At 62.4% G+C, this 15,676-nt stretch carries 16 protein-coding genes; 15 read left to right on the forward strand and 1 reads right to left on the reverse strand.

The window, feature by feature from the left end; all coding sequences use genetic code 11:
• Positions 1-134 precede the first annotated feature (134 nt).
• The 15 genes from I8N66_RS16485 (at position 135) to I8N66_RS16555 (ending at position 14,984) form a co-directional block, all read left to right on the forward strand.
• A complete protein-coding gene (locus I8N66_RS16485; RefSeq protein ID WP_291155337.1) occupies positions 135-1,061 on the forward strand; it encodes a GntR family transcriptional regulator in 927 nt (308 codons plus the stop codon).
• 87 nt (positions 1,062-1,148) lie between these two features.
• Positions 1,149-2,243, forward strand: coding sequence for an isocitrate/isopropylmalate dehydrogenase family protein (locus I8N66_RS16490; RefSeq protein ID WP_291155340.1), 1,095 nt, complete (start codon positions 1,149-1,151; stop codon positions 2,241-2,243).
• Positions 2,244-2,367: 124 nt separating this feature from the next.
• Entirely contained in the window at positions 2,368-3,465 is a 1,098-nt protein-coding gene (locus I8N66_RS16495; RefSeq protein WP_113540924.1) for an ABC transporter substrate-binding protein, read from the forward strand.
• Between the two features lie 61 nt (positions 3,466-3,526).
• Positions 3,527-5,287: an iron ABC transporter permease gene (locus I8N66_RS16500; protein ID WP_291155344.1), complete on the forward strand. Its 1,761-nt coding sequence runs from the start codon at positions 3,527-3,529 to the stop codon at positions 5,285-5,287.
• On the forward strand, positions 5,280-6,356 hold the full coding sequence (locus tag I8N66_RS16505; RefSeq protein ID WP_291155347.1) for an ABC transporter ATP-binding protein: 1,077 nt from the start codon (positions 5,280-5,282) through the stop codon (positions 6,354-6,356). The genes I8N66_RS16500 and I8N66_RS16505 overlap by 8 nt, the downstream gene beginning before the upstream one ends.
• Before the next feature lie 59 nt (positions 6,357-6,415).
• Entirely contained in the window at positions 6,416-7,081 is a 666-nt protein-coding gene (locus I8N66_RS16510) for an arylsulfatase (protein WP_291155350.1), read from the forward strand.
• A 20-nt stretch (positions 7,082-7,101) separates the two neighbouring features.
• Positions 7,102-8,373: a 3-oxo-tetronate kinase gene (gene otnK / locus I8N66_RS16515; RefSeq protein WP_291155354.1), complete on the forward strand. Its 1,272-nt coding sequence runs from the start codon at positions 7,102-7,104 to the stop codon at positions 8,371-8,373.
• Complete coding sequence (otnC, locus tag I8N66_RS16520) at positions 8,370-9,008, forward strand: 3-oxo-tetronate 4-phosphate decarboxylase (protein ID WP_291155356.1); 639 nt, start codon at positions 8,370-8,372, stop codon at positions 9,006-9,008. Before otnK ends, otnC begins: the two co-directional genes overlap by 4 nt.
• A gap of 11 nt (positions 9,009-9,019) precedes the next feature.
• A complete protein-coding gene (gene rraA, locus I8N66_RS16525) occupies positions 9,020-9,493 on the forward strand; it encodes a ribonuclease E activity regulator RraA (RefSeq protein WP_291155359.1) in 474 nt (157 codons plus the stop codon).
• 12 nt (positions 9,494-9,505) lie between these two features.
• Positions 9,506-10,315: a TIM barrel protein gene (locus I8N66_RS16530; RefSeq protein ID WP_291155362.1), complete on the forward strand. Its 810-nt coding sequence runs from the start codon at positions 9,506-9,508 to the stop codon at positions 10,313-10,315.
• Positions 10,312-11,712 (forward strand): NAD-dependent succinate-semialdehyde dehydrogenase, encoded by a 1,401-nt coding sequence (locus tag I8N66_RS16535; protein WP_291155365.1) that lies wholly within the window; start codon positions 10,312-10,314, stop codon positions 11,710-11,712. Before I8N66_RS16530 ends, I8N66_RS16535 begins: the two co-directional genes overlap by 4 nt.
• Positions 11,709-12,134 (forward strand): cupin domain-containing protein, encoded by a 426-nt coding sequence (locus I8N66_RS16540; RefSeq protein ID WP_291155368.1) that lies wholly within the window; start codon positions 11,709-11,711, stop codon positions 12,132-12,134. The genes I8N66_RS16535 and I8N66_RS16540 overlap by 4 nt, the downstream gene beginning before the upstream one ends.
• Positions 12,131-12,430 (forward strand): antibiotic biosynthesis monooxygenase family protein, encoded by a 300-nt coding sequence (locus I8N66_RS16545; RefSeq protein ID WP_291155371.1) that lies wholly within the window; start codon positions 12,131-12,133, stop codon positions 12,428-12,430. The genes I8N66_RS16540 and I8N66_RS16545 overlap by 4 nt, the downstream gene beginning before the upstream one ends.
• Entirely contained in the window at positions 12,427-13,485 is a 1,059-nt protein-coding gene (locus I8N66_RS16550) for an AbrB family transcriptional regulator (protein WP_291155375.1), read from the forward strand. The genes I8N66_RS16545 and I8N66_RS16550 overlap by 4 nt, the downstream gene beginning before the upstream one ends.
• 101 nt (positions 13,486-13,586) lie before the next feature.
• On the forward strand, positions 13,587-14,984 hold the full coding sequence (locus tag I8N66_RS16555) for a family 16 glycosylhydrolase (RefSeq protein ID WP_291155377.1): 1,398 nt from the start codon (positions 13,587-13,589) through the stop codon (positions 14,982-14,984).
• 84 nt (positions 14,985-15,068) lie between these two features.
• Here the strand turns inward: I8N66_RS16555 and I8N66_RS16560 are convergent.
• On the reverse strand, positions 15,069-15,676 hold a 608-nt coding region (locus I8N66_RS16560), incomplete at its 5' end, for a benzoate/H(+) symporter BenE family transporter (RefSeq protein WP_291155380.1).

Below are 15,676 nucleotides of genomic sequence, written 5' to 3' on the forward strand. Positions count from 1 at the left end.
CAATCAATGAAAGCCCTTCCATTGGCTTTTTCGTTGGCGGAATATGCAAAAAACAAGGGAGTTCGGTTCCCTTTGCGTGCGCGGTGAAATATCGTGGCGCCCGGCAAAGTTTTACGAATCCGGGGACTACCGACATGCGCTCCAGCCAATTGGCACAGACTATCGCCAACGAAATCAGCCTGCTCGTGACGTCCGGGGAGTTGAGCGTCGGCGACCATGTGAAGACGCAACAATTGGCCGACCGCTTCGGCGTTTCCCGGTCACCGGTCCGCGAGGCGATGGAGATCCTTGCCGGGCAGGGGCTGCTGGAGCAGAAGGAGAACCGCGGCTTCTTCGTGAAAGAACCGCCGGGCGCCATCGCCGAGCGGGTCCGTGAAGATGCCGAACCGTTCGAAGTTGCGAACGACTACCAGCGCCTTGCCGAGGACTGGCTAACCGATCGCATCCCGGCGGAGGTCACGGAGCAGACGTTGCGGGAGCGCTACGAACTGACCAAGTCCCAGCTCAACGACGTGCTGATGCGCGCGACCCGTGAAGGATGGGCTGAGCGCAAGCAGGGTTACGGCTGGCGATTCCTGCCGGTCGCCAAGACACCGGAGGCCTTCGAGCAGATTTATCGTTTCCGCATGCTGATCGAACCGGCTGCCATGCTCGAGCCGGAGTTCAGCCTCGATCGAAAGATCATCGATGAGCAGCGGCGCATTCAGATGCGCATGCTGGAGACGGACATCGAGCGACTGCCGGCGGAGCGCCTGCTGCACAATGGTGCGCTCTTCCACGAAGAACTCATCAAGATGTCGAACAATCCCTTCTTTCACATTTCGCTGGTGCGGGTGAACCGCATGCGACGCCTCCTCGAATATCGGTCCCGCGTCGACCGCAGCCGCACGGTACGGCAATGCCAGGAACACCTCGAAATCCTTGATCTTCTTGAGCGCGGCGAGGTTGTCGAAGCCTCCTACGCGATGCGTCGCCACCTTGGCGGCGCACTGTCCAAGAAGTCGCCGATTACCTGGTCCTGGTCGCACCAGGCGCATGAAAAAGACAATCTCGAAAAATAGGGATTGCATTTTCAGATTTAAAAAGCCAATAATCCGCCCGTGACGTAGAGCGGCGACTTCGCTCGTCGCCTCATGGGAGATTAGCTGATGAAAATATTCGTGACGCCGTGTGATGGGATCGGTCCGGAGATCACTGCGGCAACCATGGAGGTTCTGAAGGCAGCCGACGCGGCTTTCGGTCTGGGCCTCGAATACCATTTCGAAGACACCGGCTTCACGAGCCTGGAGAAGTACGGCTCGACGCTGCGCGACGAGACGCTTGATCGCGCCCGCACCTTCGACGGCATCATCCTTGGGCCCCAGTCCCACATGGATTATCCGGCCCGCGACAAGGGTGGCGTGAACGTCTCGGCAGGCTTCCGCGTCAAGCTCGACCTCTACGCGAACGTGCGTCCGGCGCGCTCCCGTCCGTTCCTGAACGACGCCAAGAAGATGGACCTCGTCATCATGCGCGAGGCGACGGAAGGCTTTTATCCCGACCGCAACATGTATGCCGGTACGGGTGAGTTCATGCCGACGCCGGATGTGGCGCTTTCCGTGCGGAAGATCACCGCGTCTGCCTGCGAGCGCATCGCGCGCCAGGCCTTCCTGCTGGCCATGAAGCGCAACAAGAAGGTGACCGCAGTTCACAAGGCCAACAACTTCATTCTCACGGACGGCCTGTTCCTTCAGCAGGTACGCAAGGTCGCTGCCGAATTCCCCGAGGTCACGCTCAACGAATTCATCATCGATGCGATGGCCGCCCATCTGGTCCGCGACCCCTCGCGCTTCGACGTGATCGTCGCGACGAACTTCTACTCGGACATTCTTTCGGACCTCGCCAGCGAGCTCTCCGGCAGCCTTGGCCTGGCCGGTTCGATCAACGCCAATGCCGAGACCGGCCTTGTCTGTGCCCAGGCGCAGCATGGCTCAGCACCCGATATCCAGAACCAGAACATCGCCAATCCGACTTCGCTCATCCTGTCCGCAGCCATGATGCTCAGCTGGCTCGGCGAGCAGCGCGGTCTGCCGCAATTCGAGGCCGCGGGCGCGGAAATCGAGCGTGCGGTCGACGAGGTTCTTGCGAACCCGGCGTCCCGGACGCGCGACCTCGGCGGCAGCATCGGCACGGATGCATTCGGTTCGCTCGTGGCGCGTGCCGTTCGCAGCGGCGAGGGCGAGCGGAAGCTTGCGAACGCCTGATCGGAGTTTGTACTTTGGATATTTAAAAGCCAAAGTACGGACATGGAGGCGCGAGGGCGGCAACGGCCCTCGCGGAACTGCCCGGAGGAGATTTGGAGCCGGGCGTCTTTTGGGAGAAGAGAAGATGAACAAGCATGTTTCCGGCCGCCTTGGGGCCGTTGCGGTCACCGCGTTCATGACGGCTTTTGCTGCACAAGCGCAGGAAGTGCCCGCGGGCTACCCTGCCGACTATGCGGACCTGATCGCCAAGGCCAAGCAGGAAGGGACCGTTTCGATCTACACCTCGACCGATGCGGCCCAGTCGCAGAAGCTGCAGGATGCCTTCACCAAGAAATACGGCATCAAGATCGCCTACAACGATCTCGGGACGAACGGTGCCTATAACCAGGTGATCTCGGAGGCTGCCGCCAGCCAGACCACCGCTGACATCGTCTGGAGCTCGGCGATGGACCTGCAGATGACGCTGGTCCAGGATGGTTACGCGGCCGATTACGCTTCACCAGAAGCCGGCAACCTTCCGAGCTGGGCAAACTACAAGAACACGCTCTACGCCACCACCGTCGAGCCGATCGGCGTGATCTACAACACCAAGGCCCTTTCCGAAGACAAGCTTCCGAAGACCTATGCCGACATGATCACGTTCCTGAAGGACAACAAGACCGAGCTTCAAGGCAAGGTTGCGACCTTCGATCCGGAAAAGAGCGGTTCCGGCTTCCTGCACCACTCCAACGATGCGCGCAACCGACCGGACTTCTGGGATCTTGCCAAGGCCATGGGCGACGATGGCGCCAAGATCTATTCCAGCTCCGGCGGCATGAAGGAAACGGTGGTTTCGGGCGAAAACGTCATCGCCATCAACATCATCGGCTCCTACGCGCTCGACTGGGTCAAGGAGAGCCCGAACCTCGGCGTGCATTTCGCGACGGACTATACGCCCGCCTTCTCGCGTCTGGCGCTGATTACCAAGGATGCTCCGCATTCGAACGCGGCCAAGCTCTTCGTCGACTTCATGCTGTCGTCCGAAGGCCAGTCGCTTCTGGCGGAAGGCGGACTGCCGTCGATCCGTGAAGACGTGACCGCCGGCCTCAACATCAAGACGCTCAACGAGCGTGTCGGTGGTGGCCTGAAGCCGATCGCCGTCGACGAGGGTGTTCTGGAATACATGGACCAGATGAAGCGCGTTCAGTTCCTCAACGACTGGAAAGCCGCCCTCGGCCGCTGATGCTTAGCCGACCGCGGCGCTCTGGCGCCGCGGTTCCGCCACCGTTTGCGAGAGGCATAGAATGTCTACCCACATCCAAGCACCGGCTGCAGTCCCCCTGACGAAAGCCGCAGCCGAAAAGAAGTATCCGGCAAAGATGCCGCGGCATGGCAATGCAAACTTCTATCGGCGCATCGTCATCGGTCTGCTCGCGGTCGCCGTCCTGGCACCCGTCGGCCTGATCATCTACCAGAGTTTCCTGACGGCCGCGTTCTTCAGCCCCCGTGCGCACTTCGGCCTCGATGCGTACAAATACGTCTTCACCGACAAGAACTTCTATCGTGCACTCGGCACGACGGCGATCTTCTCGTTCGGCATGGTGGCGATCGCGGTGCCGCTCGGCGGCCTGCTTGCCTTCCTGATTACGCGCACCGACATCAAGGGCAAGCGCCTGCTCGAGATCCTCGTGCTCGTGCCGATGTTCATTTCGTCGATCGTGCTTGCCTTCGGCTACACCGTCTCGGTCGGCCCGACGGGTTTCGTGTCGCTCTTCGTGCGCGACATTCTCGGCTTCGTGCCGTGGAACATCTACAGCCTGCCGGGCATGATCCTGATTGCCGGCCTCAGCCACGTTCCGCACGTCTATCTCTATGTCTCTTCGGCCATGCGCAATCTGCCGTCGGACCTCGAAGAAGCCGCCCGCACCACCGGCGCGTCCATCTGGCAGGTCTCGCGCGACGTTACGCTGCCGATGGTGCTGCCGGCGCTGATCTTTGCGGCGGCGCTCAACATCCTGCTCGGCTTCGAAACCTTCGGCATTCCGCTCGTGCTAGGGGATCCGAACGGGATCATGGTACTGACCACCTACATCTACAAGCTGACGACGCTGTTCGGCACACCGACCTATCAGCTCATGGCTGTCGTCGCGGTCGTGCTGGTGCTGATCACGCTGCCGCTTGTGTGGATGCAGCGCAGGCTGCTGCGCAATGCTCGCAAGTATGCCGCGCTCGGCGGCAAGGGCGCCCGCGTCGCCACTTTGAAACTCGGGACCAGTGGCCAGGTCATTGCCCTTTCGGTCATCGGTTTCTGGCTCTTCGTCTCGGTCGTTCTCCCGATCGGCGGCATCACGGTGCGCGCGTTCGTCGATGCCTGGGGCGAGGGCGTCAATCTCTTCGATCAACTGACCTTGTCGAACTTCAGTCGCATGCTCGAAGTGCCGAGCCTCTACAACGGCATCGTCAACACGATCATCCTGTCGGTCGTCGGTGGCGCTGCAGCCGTGGCGATCTATCTCGCCGTCGGCCTGGCCGGTCACCGCAACTGGGGCATGTCGAACACGGTGCTGGACTACATCGTCCTCCTGCCGCGTGCGCTTCCGGGCCTCGTCGTCGGCCTTGCCTTCTTCTGGGTCTTCCTGTTCGTGCCGTTGCTCACGCCGCTGAGGCCAACGCTGGTCAGCCTCTTCGTCGCCTATCTGGTTGTCGGCCTGTCCTATGGTCTGCGCCTCCTGCAGGGCACGCTGATCCAGGTAGCCCCGGAGCTCGAAGAGTCCGCCCGTACCACGGGCGCAACGATAGGCCGCACCTGGAAGGATGTGGTGATCCCGAGCGTCCGGCCGGGTCTTGCCGGTGCCTGGGCGCTCATCATGATCATCTTCCTTCGCGAATATGCGACGGGCGTCTACCTCATGGGCGCCGGCACGGAAGTCATCGGTTCGCTGATGGTCTCGCTTCTTCAGACCGGCGCCATGAACACGATCGCCGCTCTTTCCCTCATCAGCATCGTCTTGACGGGCGCAGGTCTCGCACTCGCCCTCCGTTTGGGAGCAAAAATCCATGACTGAACTCGTTGTCAGCAATGTCCAGAAGTGGCTGGGCGGTCTGCAGATCCTGAAAGGCGCGTCCTTCACCGCGCAGCGCGGCTCCATCGTCGCCCTGCTTGGTGCCTCGGGCAGCGGCAAGACCACGCTGTTGCGCTGTATCGCCGGGCTCGAGCAGCCGGAGATGGGCCAGATCGTCATCGGCGGCAAGACCGTGCTCGATGGCGAAAGGAAGCTCGCGCTTCCGCCCGAACAGCGCAACATCGGCCTCGTGTTTCAATCCTACGCCCTTTGGCCGCATCGCACAGTCAAGGAGAATGTCGGCTACGGCCTGAAGCTGCGCGGGGTGACGCAGGCCGATATCGAAAAGCGTGTGCAGGCGATCCTGGAACGCATGGGCCTTGGCCATCTTTCCGATCGCTTCCCGTCGCAATTGTCGGGCGGCCAGCAGCAGCGCGTCGCCATCTGCCGGGCGCTGGTTTATGAGCCGCGTGTGCTGTTGCTCGATGAGCCGCTCTCCAATCTCGATGCGAAGCTCAGAGAGGAGGCGCGCTACTGGATCCGCAAGCTGATCCTCGACCTCGAGATCTGCGCGATCCTCGTCACCCACGATCAAAGCGAGGCGCTGGCCGCTGCCGATAACATTCTCCTGCTGCAGGACGGTCGCATCGTCCAGCAAGGCGGACCGCAGGAGATCTATTCCAATCCGAACAGCTTCTATTCGGCAGACTTCCTAGGCGCGAACAACATCGTCAAGGCGAAGGTGAAATCGATCAACGGCCGCAGCGCGGTCATCGGCGGCGACAACTGGAGCCTCGATGGCACGGTGCGCGAGGCATCCGGCGTCAACGCATCCGACGACGCGCGTGCGGTGATCCGGGTCGAGCAGATCAGCGTCAGCGACCAGCCCGAGGCGGGCGGGCTTGAGATGAATCTCGACGACAGCATCTATCTCGGCGACCGCTGGGAATACCGCCTGCGTCGCGGCGATTTCGTCGCCAAGGCACACGGCGCACGGCAACTGGCGACCGGTACGGTCTGGGCGCGGATTCCATCGGAAAGCGTCTGGGTGTTCTCGGCAAGCCAGCGCTAGCGAGGGTCGTCTGGTGGTCGCCGCTCCTCCCGGCGGCCGCTCCATTCAAAGGTATTTTCATGTCGAGACAGCCCCGGATAACGCTCGTCCATGCGACGCCGATCGCGATGGAGCCGATCAAGCTTGCTTTCGCATCGGCCTGGCCGGACGCGGAAGTGGTCAACCTTCTGGAAGACAGCCTTTCGCCCGACCGTGCCGCAAGCACCGACATCACCGAAGCCCTGACGGCGCGTATCGAGGCTCTGGCCCGATACGCGCGGCAAATCGGGAGTGCGGCCGTGCTCTTCACCTGTTCGGCCTTCGGGCGGGCGATCGAGCAAGCGGCGACGACCGTCGACATCCCGGTGCTGAAACCCAACGAGGCGATGTTCGAGGCTGCGATCCGAACGGGGGGAAGGACCGCAATGCTCTATACATTTCCGCCGGCGCGCGAGGGCATGGAGGCCGAGTTTCAGGAAGAGGCCGAAAGGATCGATCCGACCGCGACCATGGAGAGCTTCCTGGTGCATGGCGCGATCGAGGCGGTGCGGACGGGGGATGTAGAGACCCACAATCGGCTGGTCGCCGAAGCGGCGGCGGGTTTGCGTGGCTTCGACAGCATCGTGCTTGCGCATTTCTCAACGGCACGCGCCGTACCTGCGGTACGGGCGGTGACGAACATACCGGTCCTGTCGAGCCCGGATGCCGCCATCGACAAACTCAAGCGCCTTCTCGGCACAGCCTGACATTCGGGAGTACACCTTCAATGCTGCTTGGCGTCATTGCAGACGATTTTACAGGGGCAAGCGATATCGCGAATACGCTCGCCAAGGGCTTGCCGCGGCAGGGCGGTCTTCGCACGGTACAATATCTTGGAATCCCGCGCGCAAAGGCCGAGCCCGATGTGGAGGCTGGCGTGATTGCGCTGAAGAGCCGATCGGTTGACGCGGCTTTGGCCATCGAGCAGTCGCTGGCGAGCCTGCGCTGGCTGCTCGACCAGGGGTGCCAGCAGATCGTCTTCAAGTACTGCTCGACCTTCGATTCCACTCCGGCCGGCAACATCGGCCCCGTCGCTGAAGCGCTTGCCGAGGCCCTGGGCGTCAAAGGCGTGATTGCCTGCCCCGCTTTTCCCGGTGCCGGCCGAACGGTCTATCAGGGCCACCTCTTCGTGAAGGATCGGCTTCTGAGCGGGTCCGGCCTGCAAAACCACCCGCTCAACCCGATGACCGACGCGGATATTCGGCGCTGGCTGCGGCTCCAGTCGACGACTGAGGTTGGGCATGTCGATATCACCGTCGTGCGGCAAGGGCCGGCCGAAATCGGAACAGAGCTGCGGGAGAACGGAGAGCGCAATCGCACGCTCGTCATCGTCGACGCCATCACAGATGAGGATCTCGTCGCAATCGGTCGTGCAGCGGCGGGAGATCGCCTTGTCACGGGTGGTTCCGGCATCGCGATCGGTCTTGCCGCAAACTTCATCGCGCAAGGCCTTGCTGCCGGCCACAGCGCCAGTACTGCCGGCGTCGAGGGGCCGGAGGCCATTCTCGCCGGAAGCTGCTCCGGTGCGACCCGCGAACAGGTCGAGATCCACCGCAAGAACCACCCGACGCTTGCCATCGACGTTGCCGGCGTCATGGCCGGCTCGGTGACGACCGCCGAGCTGACGTCCTTCATGCGCGCGAACGAGGGCAGGGCGCCGCTCGTTTACTCTTCGGGCACGCCCGAGGAGGTCCAGGCGGTCCAGGCGCGCTTCGGCCGGGAAGCGGTTGCCGGGGCGCTCGATGATCTCTTCGCCAAAACGGCGCAGGAACTGGTCAAGGTTGGCGTCCGTCGCCTCGTCGTTGCCGGTGGCGAAACGTCCGGAGCGGTCGTCTCGGCACTCGATCTCGGTGCGCTGACGATTGGGCCGGAAATCGATCCTGGGGTGCCGGTGCTGTTGTCGGGCGGGGCAAGTCCCGTGGCGTTGGCGCTGAAGTCCGGCAATTTCGGCAGCCCCGATTTCTTTGCCAAAGCATTGGAAAGGCTCACAGGCAGATGAGTGCTGAGAACAGGATACGTGACGAGATCGCCCGGCTTTCGAAGTCGTTGTTCGACCGTGGCTTCTCGGTCGGCTCCGCCGGCAACATCAGTGCTGCGGTCGAGGACGGGATCCTGATGACCCCGACCAATTCGTGCCTCGGCTTTCTCGATCCGGCACGCATCTCGAAGCTCGATCGCAACGGCCGGCACATCTCCGGCGACAAGCCCTCGAAGGAGGTGTTCCTGCACCGCGCGTTCTACGAAACACGGCCGCAAACGGGTGCGGTGGTCCACCTCCATTCGACCTTCGCCACGGCTCTCTCCTGCCTTGCCGACATCGATCCGCACGGCTGCATTCCGCCGCTCACCCCTTACGTCGTCATGCGCGTGGGGCAAGTGAAGCTGCTCCCCTACGTCAAGCCGGGCGACGAACGAATGGGCAACATGATCAGGGAACTCGGTGGTCGCTATGCCGCCGTTCTGCTTGCCAATCATGGCCCCGTCGTCACCGGCAAGGATATTGCATCGGCGGTCTACGCAGCCGAGGAGCTAGAGGAAACTGCCAAGCTGCTGGTGCTGTTGCGCGATGCGCCGAAACGCATGCTTTCCCCTGAAAACGTCACGGAATTGAAGGCCGTCTTTGGCGGCTGTTGAAGGAAACACCGATGAAAACGGCTGATCTCGTCGATGCGCATGGGGAGGAAGTGCACTTCTGCGATCTTCCCTTTCTGAAACTCGGGAAGACGAAGTCCTTCAGCGGTCCGATCGCGACCGTCAAATGCTTCGAGGACAATGCTCTGTTGAAGGCCGAACTGCAGATGCCGGGCGAGGGCAAGGTCATAGTTGTCGATGGTGGCGCCTCGAGCCGCGTCGCGTTGCTCGGCGACCAGATCGCGATGATCCTTCGCGACAATGGCTGGGCCGGCATCGTGATCAACGGCGCCGTGCGCGACAGTGCCGAGATCGCCGAGATGGACGTGGGCGTTTTCTGTCTTTCGGTGACACCAAAGAAGTCCGCGAAGGACGGTCCCGGCAAGACGGGCATACCTGTTCAATTTGGCGGCGTCACGTTCGCGCCCGGCGCCCACCTCTATGCGGATGCGGACGGCGTGCTCGTCAGCGCGCCCGATCTTCGCTGAGGGGATAGTGCGGTGACCGCGCAGCCCATTTTCTCGGCCCACACCGGTTATCTCTTCAAGGAGCTACCCTTCGAGGAACGCTTCGAAGCGGCTGCTGCTGTGGGTTTTGATGCGGTAGAACACCCTTATCTGGAGACGTTCGAGCCCGCGGTCATCCGCGGCCTTTTAAAGAAACATCGTCTCCGCTTTGCGCAGCTCTCCTGCGCATTCGGTGACCTGGCAATGGGCGAAAAAGGTCTCGCCGCGCTGCCGGGCCGGCAGTCCGAGTTTCGCGCAACCTTCGACAGCGCCCTTGAATTCGCGCTCGCTGTCGATGCGCCCTACGTGCACCCGATGGCCGGCGTTCCACCTCAAGGAAGCGATGCAGACGCCGGCAGTGTCTACCTCGAAAACCTGCATTACGCCGTCCAGCGAACGGCCGGCACGCCGGCGAAGATCCTGATCGAGGCGATCAGTGAGCGGTCGGTGCCGGGCTATGCGCTCTCCACACTGGAGCAGGCGTGCCGCGTGCAGGATGTCTTCGGTCCCGGCAATCTCTCGCTGCTGTTTGACACCTTCCATGCGCGTGCGACCGGCATCGATCCGGCTCAGTGGGTCGCGGAAAATGCCTATCGGATCGGACACATCCACATCGCCGACCATCCGGGCCGACAGGAGCCGGGGACCGGGACGCTCGATTTCGAGCCAGTCCTTTCGGCACTTCAAGCGCAGAGCTTTCAGGGTGCCATCGGCTTCGAATTCACACCCTCGGCGAACACAGTCGAGAGTTTGACATTTCTTGCCGCCTGGCGGGCGAGATCAGAAATCAGGAGAAGAGCATGATCGTTTCCACCAATCCGGCCGACGGCCGCGAGCTTGCGCGCTACGACCTTCACGGCGATGCCTATGTCGACCAGGCGTTGAGCGCGGCAGCGAAGGCACAGGCCGCCTGGCGAAGAGTACCAGTTGCTGAGCGCTGCACGCTTCTTTCCGCCATGGCGCGAGTGCTGCGGGCCGGAAAACACCGTTATGCCGCCATGATAACCCGCGAGATGGGCAAGCCGATCACAGAGGCTGAGGCCGAGGTGGAGAAGTGCGCCTACAACTGCGATTTCTATGCCGAGAATGCGCCGAAGTACCTTGCGGATGAACCGGTGGCGTCGAACGCGGCTGAAAGCGTGATCGCCTTCGATCCGCTCGGTGTCGTCCTGGCGATCATGCCGTGGAACTATCCGTTCTGGCAGTTCTTCCGCTTTGCCGCTCCTGCCTTTGCAGCAGGCAATGGCGCAATCTTGAAGCACGCCAACAATGTCCCTGAATGTGCGCTCGCGATCGAAGAGGTGATGCGGGAAGCCGGCTGCCCTGAAGGTCTCTTCGCCACGCTGCTGATCGAGCCGTTGAAGGTTGCCGGCATCATCGCCGACGATCGGATCGCGGCCGTCACGCTGACGGGATCGACGGAGGTGGGGGCGATCGTCGCCGCGCAGGCCGGCAAGGCGTTGAAGAAGCAGGTGCTTGAGCTCGGCGGCTCGGACCCGTTCATCGTGCTCGCCGACGCCGATCTCGAAGAGGCGGCGAAGATCGCGGTCAAGGCGCGCTACATCAATGTCGGCCAATCCTGCGTCAATGCCAAGCGCTTCATCGTAGAAGAAACCATCGCCGACCGGTTCGTTGACCTCTTCCTGCAAGAGGTGGCGAAGCTGAAGATCGGCGACCCGATGGAGCGGGAAACGAATATCGGCCCGATGGCCAGGGAGAACCTGATGACCGGCCTGCACAAACAGGTCGAGCGCACGCTTGCTGCCGGCGCGACACTACGCGTTGGCGGTGCGCCGCTCGACGGCGACGGGTTCTATTATCCGCCGACGGTCCTCGACAACGTTCGCCCCGACATGGCTGCTTTTTGCGAGGAGACCTTCGGGCCGGTTGCGGCGATCATCCGCGTGACGGATGCCAAGGAGGCGGTGACGCTCGCCAACCAGACGGAGTTCGGGCTCGGTGCCGCGCTCTGGACCAGCGATCTCGCACGCGCCCGATTGCTTGCGCGCGAGATCGAAGCCGGCGCCGTCTTCATCAACGGTATGGTCGCTTCCGATCCTCGCTACCCCTTCGGCGGCATCAAGCGCTCCGGCTACGGGCGCGAACTCGGGGTCTACGGCATCCGCGAATTCGTCAACATCAAGACCGTGTGGATTGGCCCCACCCAGACGCCGGCGACCGCACAGGGAGGAGCACGATGAGCAAGGTGATGCCGGCCATCCTGCGGCCAAGGGAATTGAAGACCAACGACCGTGGCAACGGCGCACGCACCACGCCGCTGGTCACGCGGAAATGCGGCTCCACGAGCATGATCAACGGCATCACCGCGTTCGATCCAGGTGCTGCGATCGGCCTTCACAAGCACAATTGCGAGGAAAGCGTGATGATCCTCGATGGTCAGGCGATCGCCGAGATCGATGGCGTGCGCTATCCCCTCGGGCCCAATGACACGACCTGGATTCCGGCGAACGTTCCGCACCGCTTCATCAATGCGTCGGAGACGGAACCCATGCGGATCTTCTGGGTCTATGCATCGATCGATGCCACCCGGACGATGATCGCGACCGGCGAGGAGCACACGATCGACGCCGAGCATGGCCACAAGCCGGGGGCGTCGGTATGATCCAGGAAGTTGCAGAATTGACCATCAAGCCGGGGCTGGAGGGTGATTTCGAGCGAGGCGTCGAGAAGGCTGTTCCGCTGTTCCTCCGCGCCAAGGGATGTCACGGGGTTTCCCTCCATCGTGTCATCGAGACGCCGCAGGTCTATCGCCTCGTCGTCGATTGGGAAACGGTCGAAGATCACATGGAAGGGTTTCGAGACTCTGCCGATTTTCAGACTTGGCGCGAGATCGTCGGCCCCTGCTTCGCGGCGGCGCCCGTCGTAACGCACACGCGCCAGGTCATGAGCGCTCGGTGAGCCGCGACGGACTTCGCAAGGCGGGCGGCCGGTTTGCGCTGACGCTCTGCATCGGTGCGTTCGGCGGGTTCTTGATGTGGCTGGCGCATATGCCGCTTGCATGGCTGCTGGGGGCCATGCTGGCCACGGCCATCTGTGCCTTTGCAGGCGTCCCCGTCTCCCTGCCGAAGCACGCGCGCCCACCGATGACGGCGGTGATCGGTGCGATGCTCGGCACCTCCTTTTCGCCGGAAACATTCGGACATGTCTCGGCCTGGATCGTATCGCTCAGCGGCCTGATTGCCTTCATCGTCATCACCGGCACCTTGGCCTTTGCCTATTTCCGGTACCTCGCCAAGCTGGATCCCGTTACCGCCTACTTCTCCGCGATGCCTGGCGGTCTCGTCGAAATGATCACGCTCGGCGCGGAAAAGGGCGGCGACGAGCGGATGATCGCGCTCATCCATGCCGCCCGAATTTTCCTGGTCGTATTGGCGCTGCCGTTTCTGATCCAGACATTTACGGGCGTCGCGATCGACAGAACGGGCGTCGTGTCCGCCGGCGAAACCGCAGTGTCGGTAGCGGATGTGCTGTGGTTTGCCGGCGCGGTGATCGGCGGCGTTGCGCTTGGTACCGTCCTGCGATTGCCGGCGCGGTTTCTGGTCGGGCCGATGCTTGCGAGCGCTGTGCTTCATCTGGCCGGTGTGACCGATTTCGAGCTGCCGGCCATTGCCCTTGCTGCGGCACAGGTCGTCATTGGCGCGACGATCGGATGCCGCTTCGCCAACGCGTCACCGCGCATGGTAGTGCGGGCAATGGTGCTTTCCGCCGGCGCCACGGTGCTGATGCTCCTATCGACGCTGATGTTTGCCGGGCTGTTGTCGTTCATGGGCGGGGACCGGCTCATCGCCTATGTGCTCGCCTATTCGCCCGGTGGCGTCGCCGAGATGAGCCTCATTGCCCTTTCGCTCAACGTGGAAGTGCCGTTTGTGGTGCTGCATCACGTCGTTCGCGTGCTCACCGTCGTCGCGGGCGCATCCGCTGCCTTCCGATTGTTCGGCGCACCGATGCGTTGATGTCCGCGGGCAAAAGAGTTGGAGGTGTGGGCGACAGGCCACAGTCGGAGATGCTAGGGGTGCTCACCGGGAAGGGGCACAATCCAGCAGGAGACTTCTCGATGAGCAGAACTGCCATGAACGCCCTAGGACAACCGCTCTATTACAGCGGAAGCTCGACGGCATGGTTTTCCGCGACCGGATCCGGACCGACCCTCTACGGCACCGCCGGTAACGATTCCATCTGGGGCGACAGTTCCGTCGACGTAACGATGGTCGGCGGCACGGGCGACGATATCTACTACCTTTATTCATTGACGAACCGGGCCGAAGAGGCGCCCGGCGAAGGCGTAGACACGATCGATACGTGGATGAGCTACACCTTGCCGGAGAATTTCGAGAACCTGACCGTCACCGGCGATGGTCGACATGCATTCGGCAACGGTGCCGACAACATCATCACCGGCGGTTCCGGCAGCCAAACCATCGACGGACGCGCAGGCAATGACGTGCTGATTGGCGGTGGTGGAGCCGATACTTTCGTGTTCGAGCGCGGCAATGGCAGCGACGTCATTGCCGATTTCAGCTCCAACGACACCGTTCGCCTCGACGGTTATGGCATCACGTCGTTCGACCAGGTTCTGGCCAACTCCGTTCAGGAGGGCGACGATCTCCGCCTTGATCTCGCCGATGGTGAAAGCCTGGTGCTCGCCGATACGGCGACCGAGCAATTGCAGGAAAGCCAGTTCCAGTTGAGCCTGGACCGGTCGGCCTTCACGCAGACTTTCTCGGACGATTTCGACACGCTTCAACTCCGCGATGACACGGGCGGTGCCTGGGATGCGAAATACTGGTGGGCGCCGGAAGAGGGGGCGACGCTCACTGAAAACGGCGAACTGCAGTGGTATGTCAATCCGAGCTACGAGCCGACCGCTGCTGCCAATCCTTTTTCGGTCGGGGACGGCGTACTTACGATCACCGCGGAGCGCGCATCGGAAGCAATCCAGTCCGAGATCGGTGGCTATGATTACACGTCCGGGATGCTGACGACCTACTCGTCCTTCGCCCAGACCTACGGCTACTTCGAAATGCGGGCCGACATGCCGGACGACCACGGCGCCTGGCCCGCCTTCTGGCTGCTACCCGCCGACGGCTCCTGGCCGCCCGAACTCGACGTCGTCGAGATGCGCGGGCAGGACGAAAATACCGTCATCACCACCGCCCATTCCAATGAAAGCGGTGAGCACACCGTGAGCCGAGACGGGGCGCAGGTCGCCGATACCGACGGGTTTCACGACTATGGCGTGCTTTGGACGAAAGACGAGATCGTCTGGTACTTCGACGACACGGAGATCGCCCGCACCGACACGCCCGCGGATATGCACGAGCCGATGTATATGCTCGTCAATCTTGCGGTCGGAGGAATGGCCGAAGCGCCGAATGACGATTTTGCCGATGGAGCGGAGATGAAGATCGACCACATCGAGGCGTACGCGCTGGGTTCCGATTGGGACATTTAATCGGGTAGCGGGCAAGGCCGGCGGCCCGCACGGCGGCCGGCCTTGCCAAAGCTCTCAGGGATCAAGATGACGGAAGGCCGGCGCTCATTTGGCGGCTCCCTCGGTCCCGGCCAACTTGATCCTGTCGCGTTGCGGCAGGCGACCGTTCAGCACGATATAGGCGACGAGGCCGATTACCAGACCCCAGAAAGCTCCGCCAATGCCGAGAAGCTTGATGTTGGCGGCAGACGCCAGGAATGTGATGAGAGCAGCCTCGCGCGATGTCGGATCGGCCATCGCTCCGGCAAGGCTGCCGCCGATCGTGCCCAGCAGCGCGAGGCCCGCAAGCGTGGTGATGAATGTTGCGGGGAATGCCATGACCACGGCAGCGAGGGTCACACCGAAGACACCCACGATCACATAGAAGCAGCCTGCCGCGATGCCCGCGATCCAGCGCTTGGACGGGTCCTCATGCGCTTCCTTTCCGGTGGCGATTGCCGCGGTGATGGCCGCGATATTGAAAGCGTGGGAGCCGAAGGGCGCCATGATGAGCGAACCGAGGCCGGTCGCGGTGACGATCGGGTTGGCGCTGGTCTTGAAGCCGTCATTTCGCAGCACCAGCATACCCGGCATGTATTGGCCGGTCAGCGTGATCAGAAACAACGGCAATGCGACGGAAAGCAGTGCGTTCAGCGAGAATTCCGGCATGGTGA

This window comes from Ensifer sp. SSB1, assembly GCF_016652895.1.
Taxonomy (GTDB): Bacteria; Pseudomonadota; Alphaproteobacteria; order Rhizobiales; family Rhizobiaceae; genus Ensifer.

Excerpts from the sequence above, each read along its gene's own strand:
- I8N66_RS16485 (WP_291155337.1), top strand. The coding sequence starts at position 135 with ATGCGCTCCAGCCAATTGGCACAGACTATCGCCAACGAAATCAGCCTG.
- I8N66_RS16490 (WP_291155340.1), top strand. The coding sequence starts at position 1,149 with ATGAAAATATTCGTGACGCCGTGTGATGGGATCGGTCCGGAGATCACT.
- I8N66_RS16495 (WP_113540924.1), top strand. The coding sequence starts at position 2,368 with ATGAACAAGCATGTTTCCGGCCGCCTTGGGGCCGTTGCGGTCACCGCG.
- I8N66_RS16500 (WP_291155344.1), top strand. The coding sequence starts at position 3,527 with ATGTCTACCCACATCCAAGCACCGGCTGCAGTCCCCCTGACGAAAGCC.
- I8N66_RS16505 (WP_291155347.1), top strand. The coding sequence starts at position 5,280 with ATGACTGAACTCGTTGTCAGCAATGTCCAGAAGTGGCTGGGCGGTCTG.
- I8N66_RS16510 (WP_291155350.1), top strand. The coding sequence starts at position 6,416 with ATGTCGAGACAGCCCCGGATAACGCTCGTCCATGCGACGCCGATCGCG.
- otnK (WP_291155354.1), top strand. The coding sequence starts at position 7,102 with ATGCTGCTTGGCGTCATTGCAGACGATTTTACAGGGGCAAGCGATATC.
- otnC (WP_291155356.1), top strand. The coding sequence starts at position 8,370 with ATGAGTGCTGAGAACAGGATACGTGACGAGATCGCCCGGCTTTCGAAG.
- rraA (WP_291155359.1), top strand. The coding sequence starts at position 9,020 with ATGAAAACGGCTGATCTCGTCGATGCGCATGGGGAGGAAGTGCACTTC.
- I8N66_RS16535 (WP_291155365.1), top strand. The coding sequence starts at position 10,312 with ATGATCGTTTCCACCAATCCGGCCGACGGCCGCGAGCTTGCGCGCTAC.
- I8N66_RS16540 (WP_291155368.1), top strand. The coding sequence starts at position 11,709 with ATGAGCAAGGTGATGCCGGCCATCCTGCGGCCAAGGGAATTGAAGACC.
- I8N66_RS16545 (WP_291155371.1), top strand. The coding sequence starts at position 12,131 with ATGATCCAGGAAGTTGCAGAATTGACCATCAAGCCGGGGCTGGAGGGT.
- I8N66_RS16555 (WP_291155377.1), top strand. The coding sequence starts at position 13,587 with ATGAGCAGAACTGCCATGAACGCCCTAGGACAACCGCTCTATTACAGC.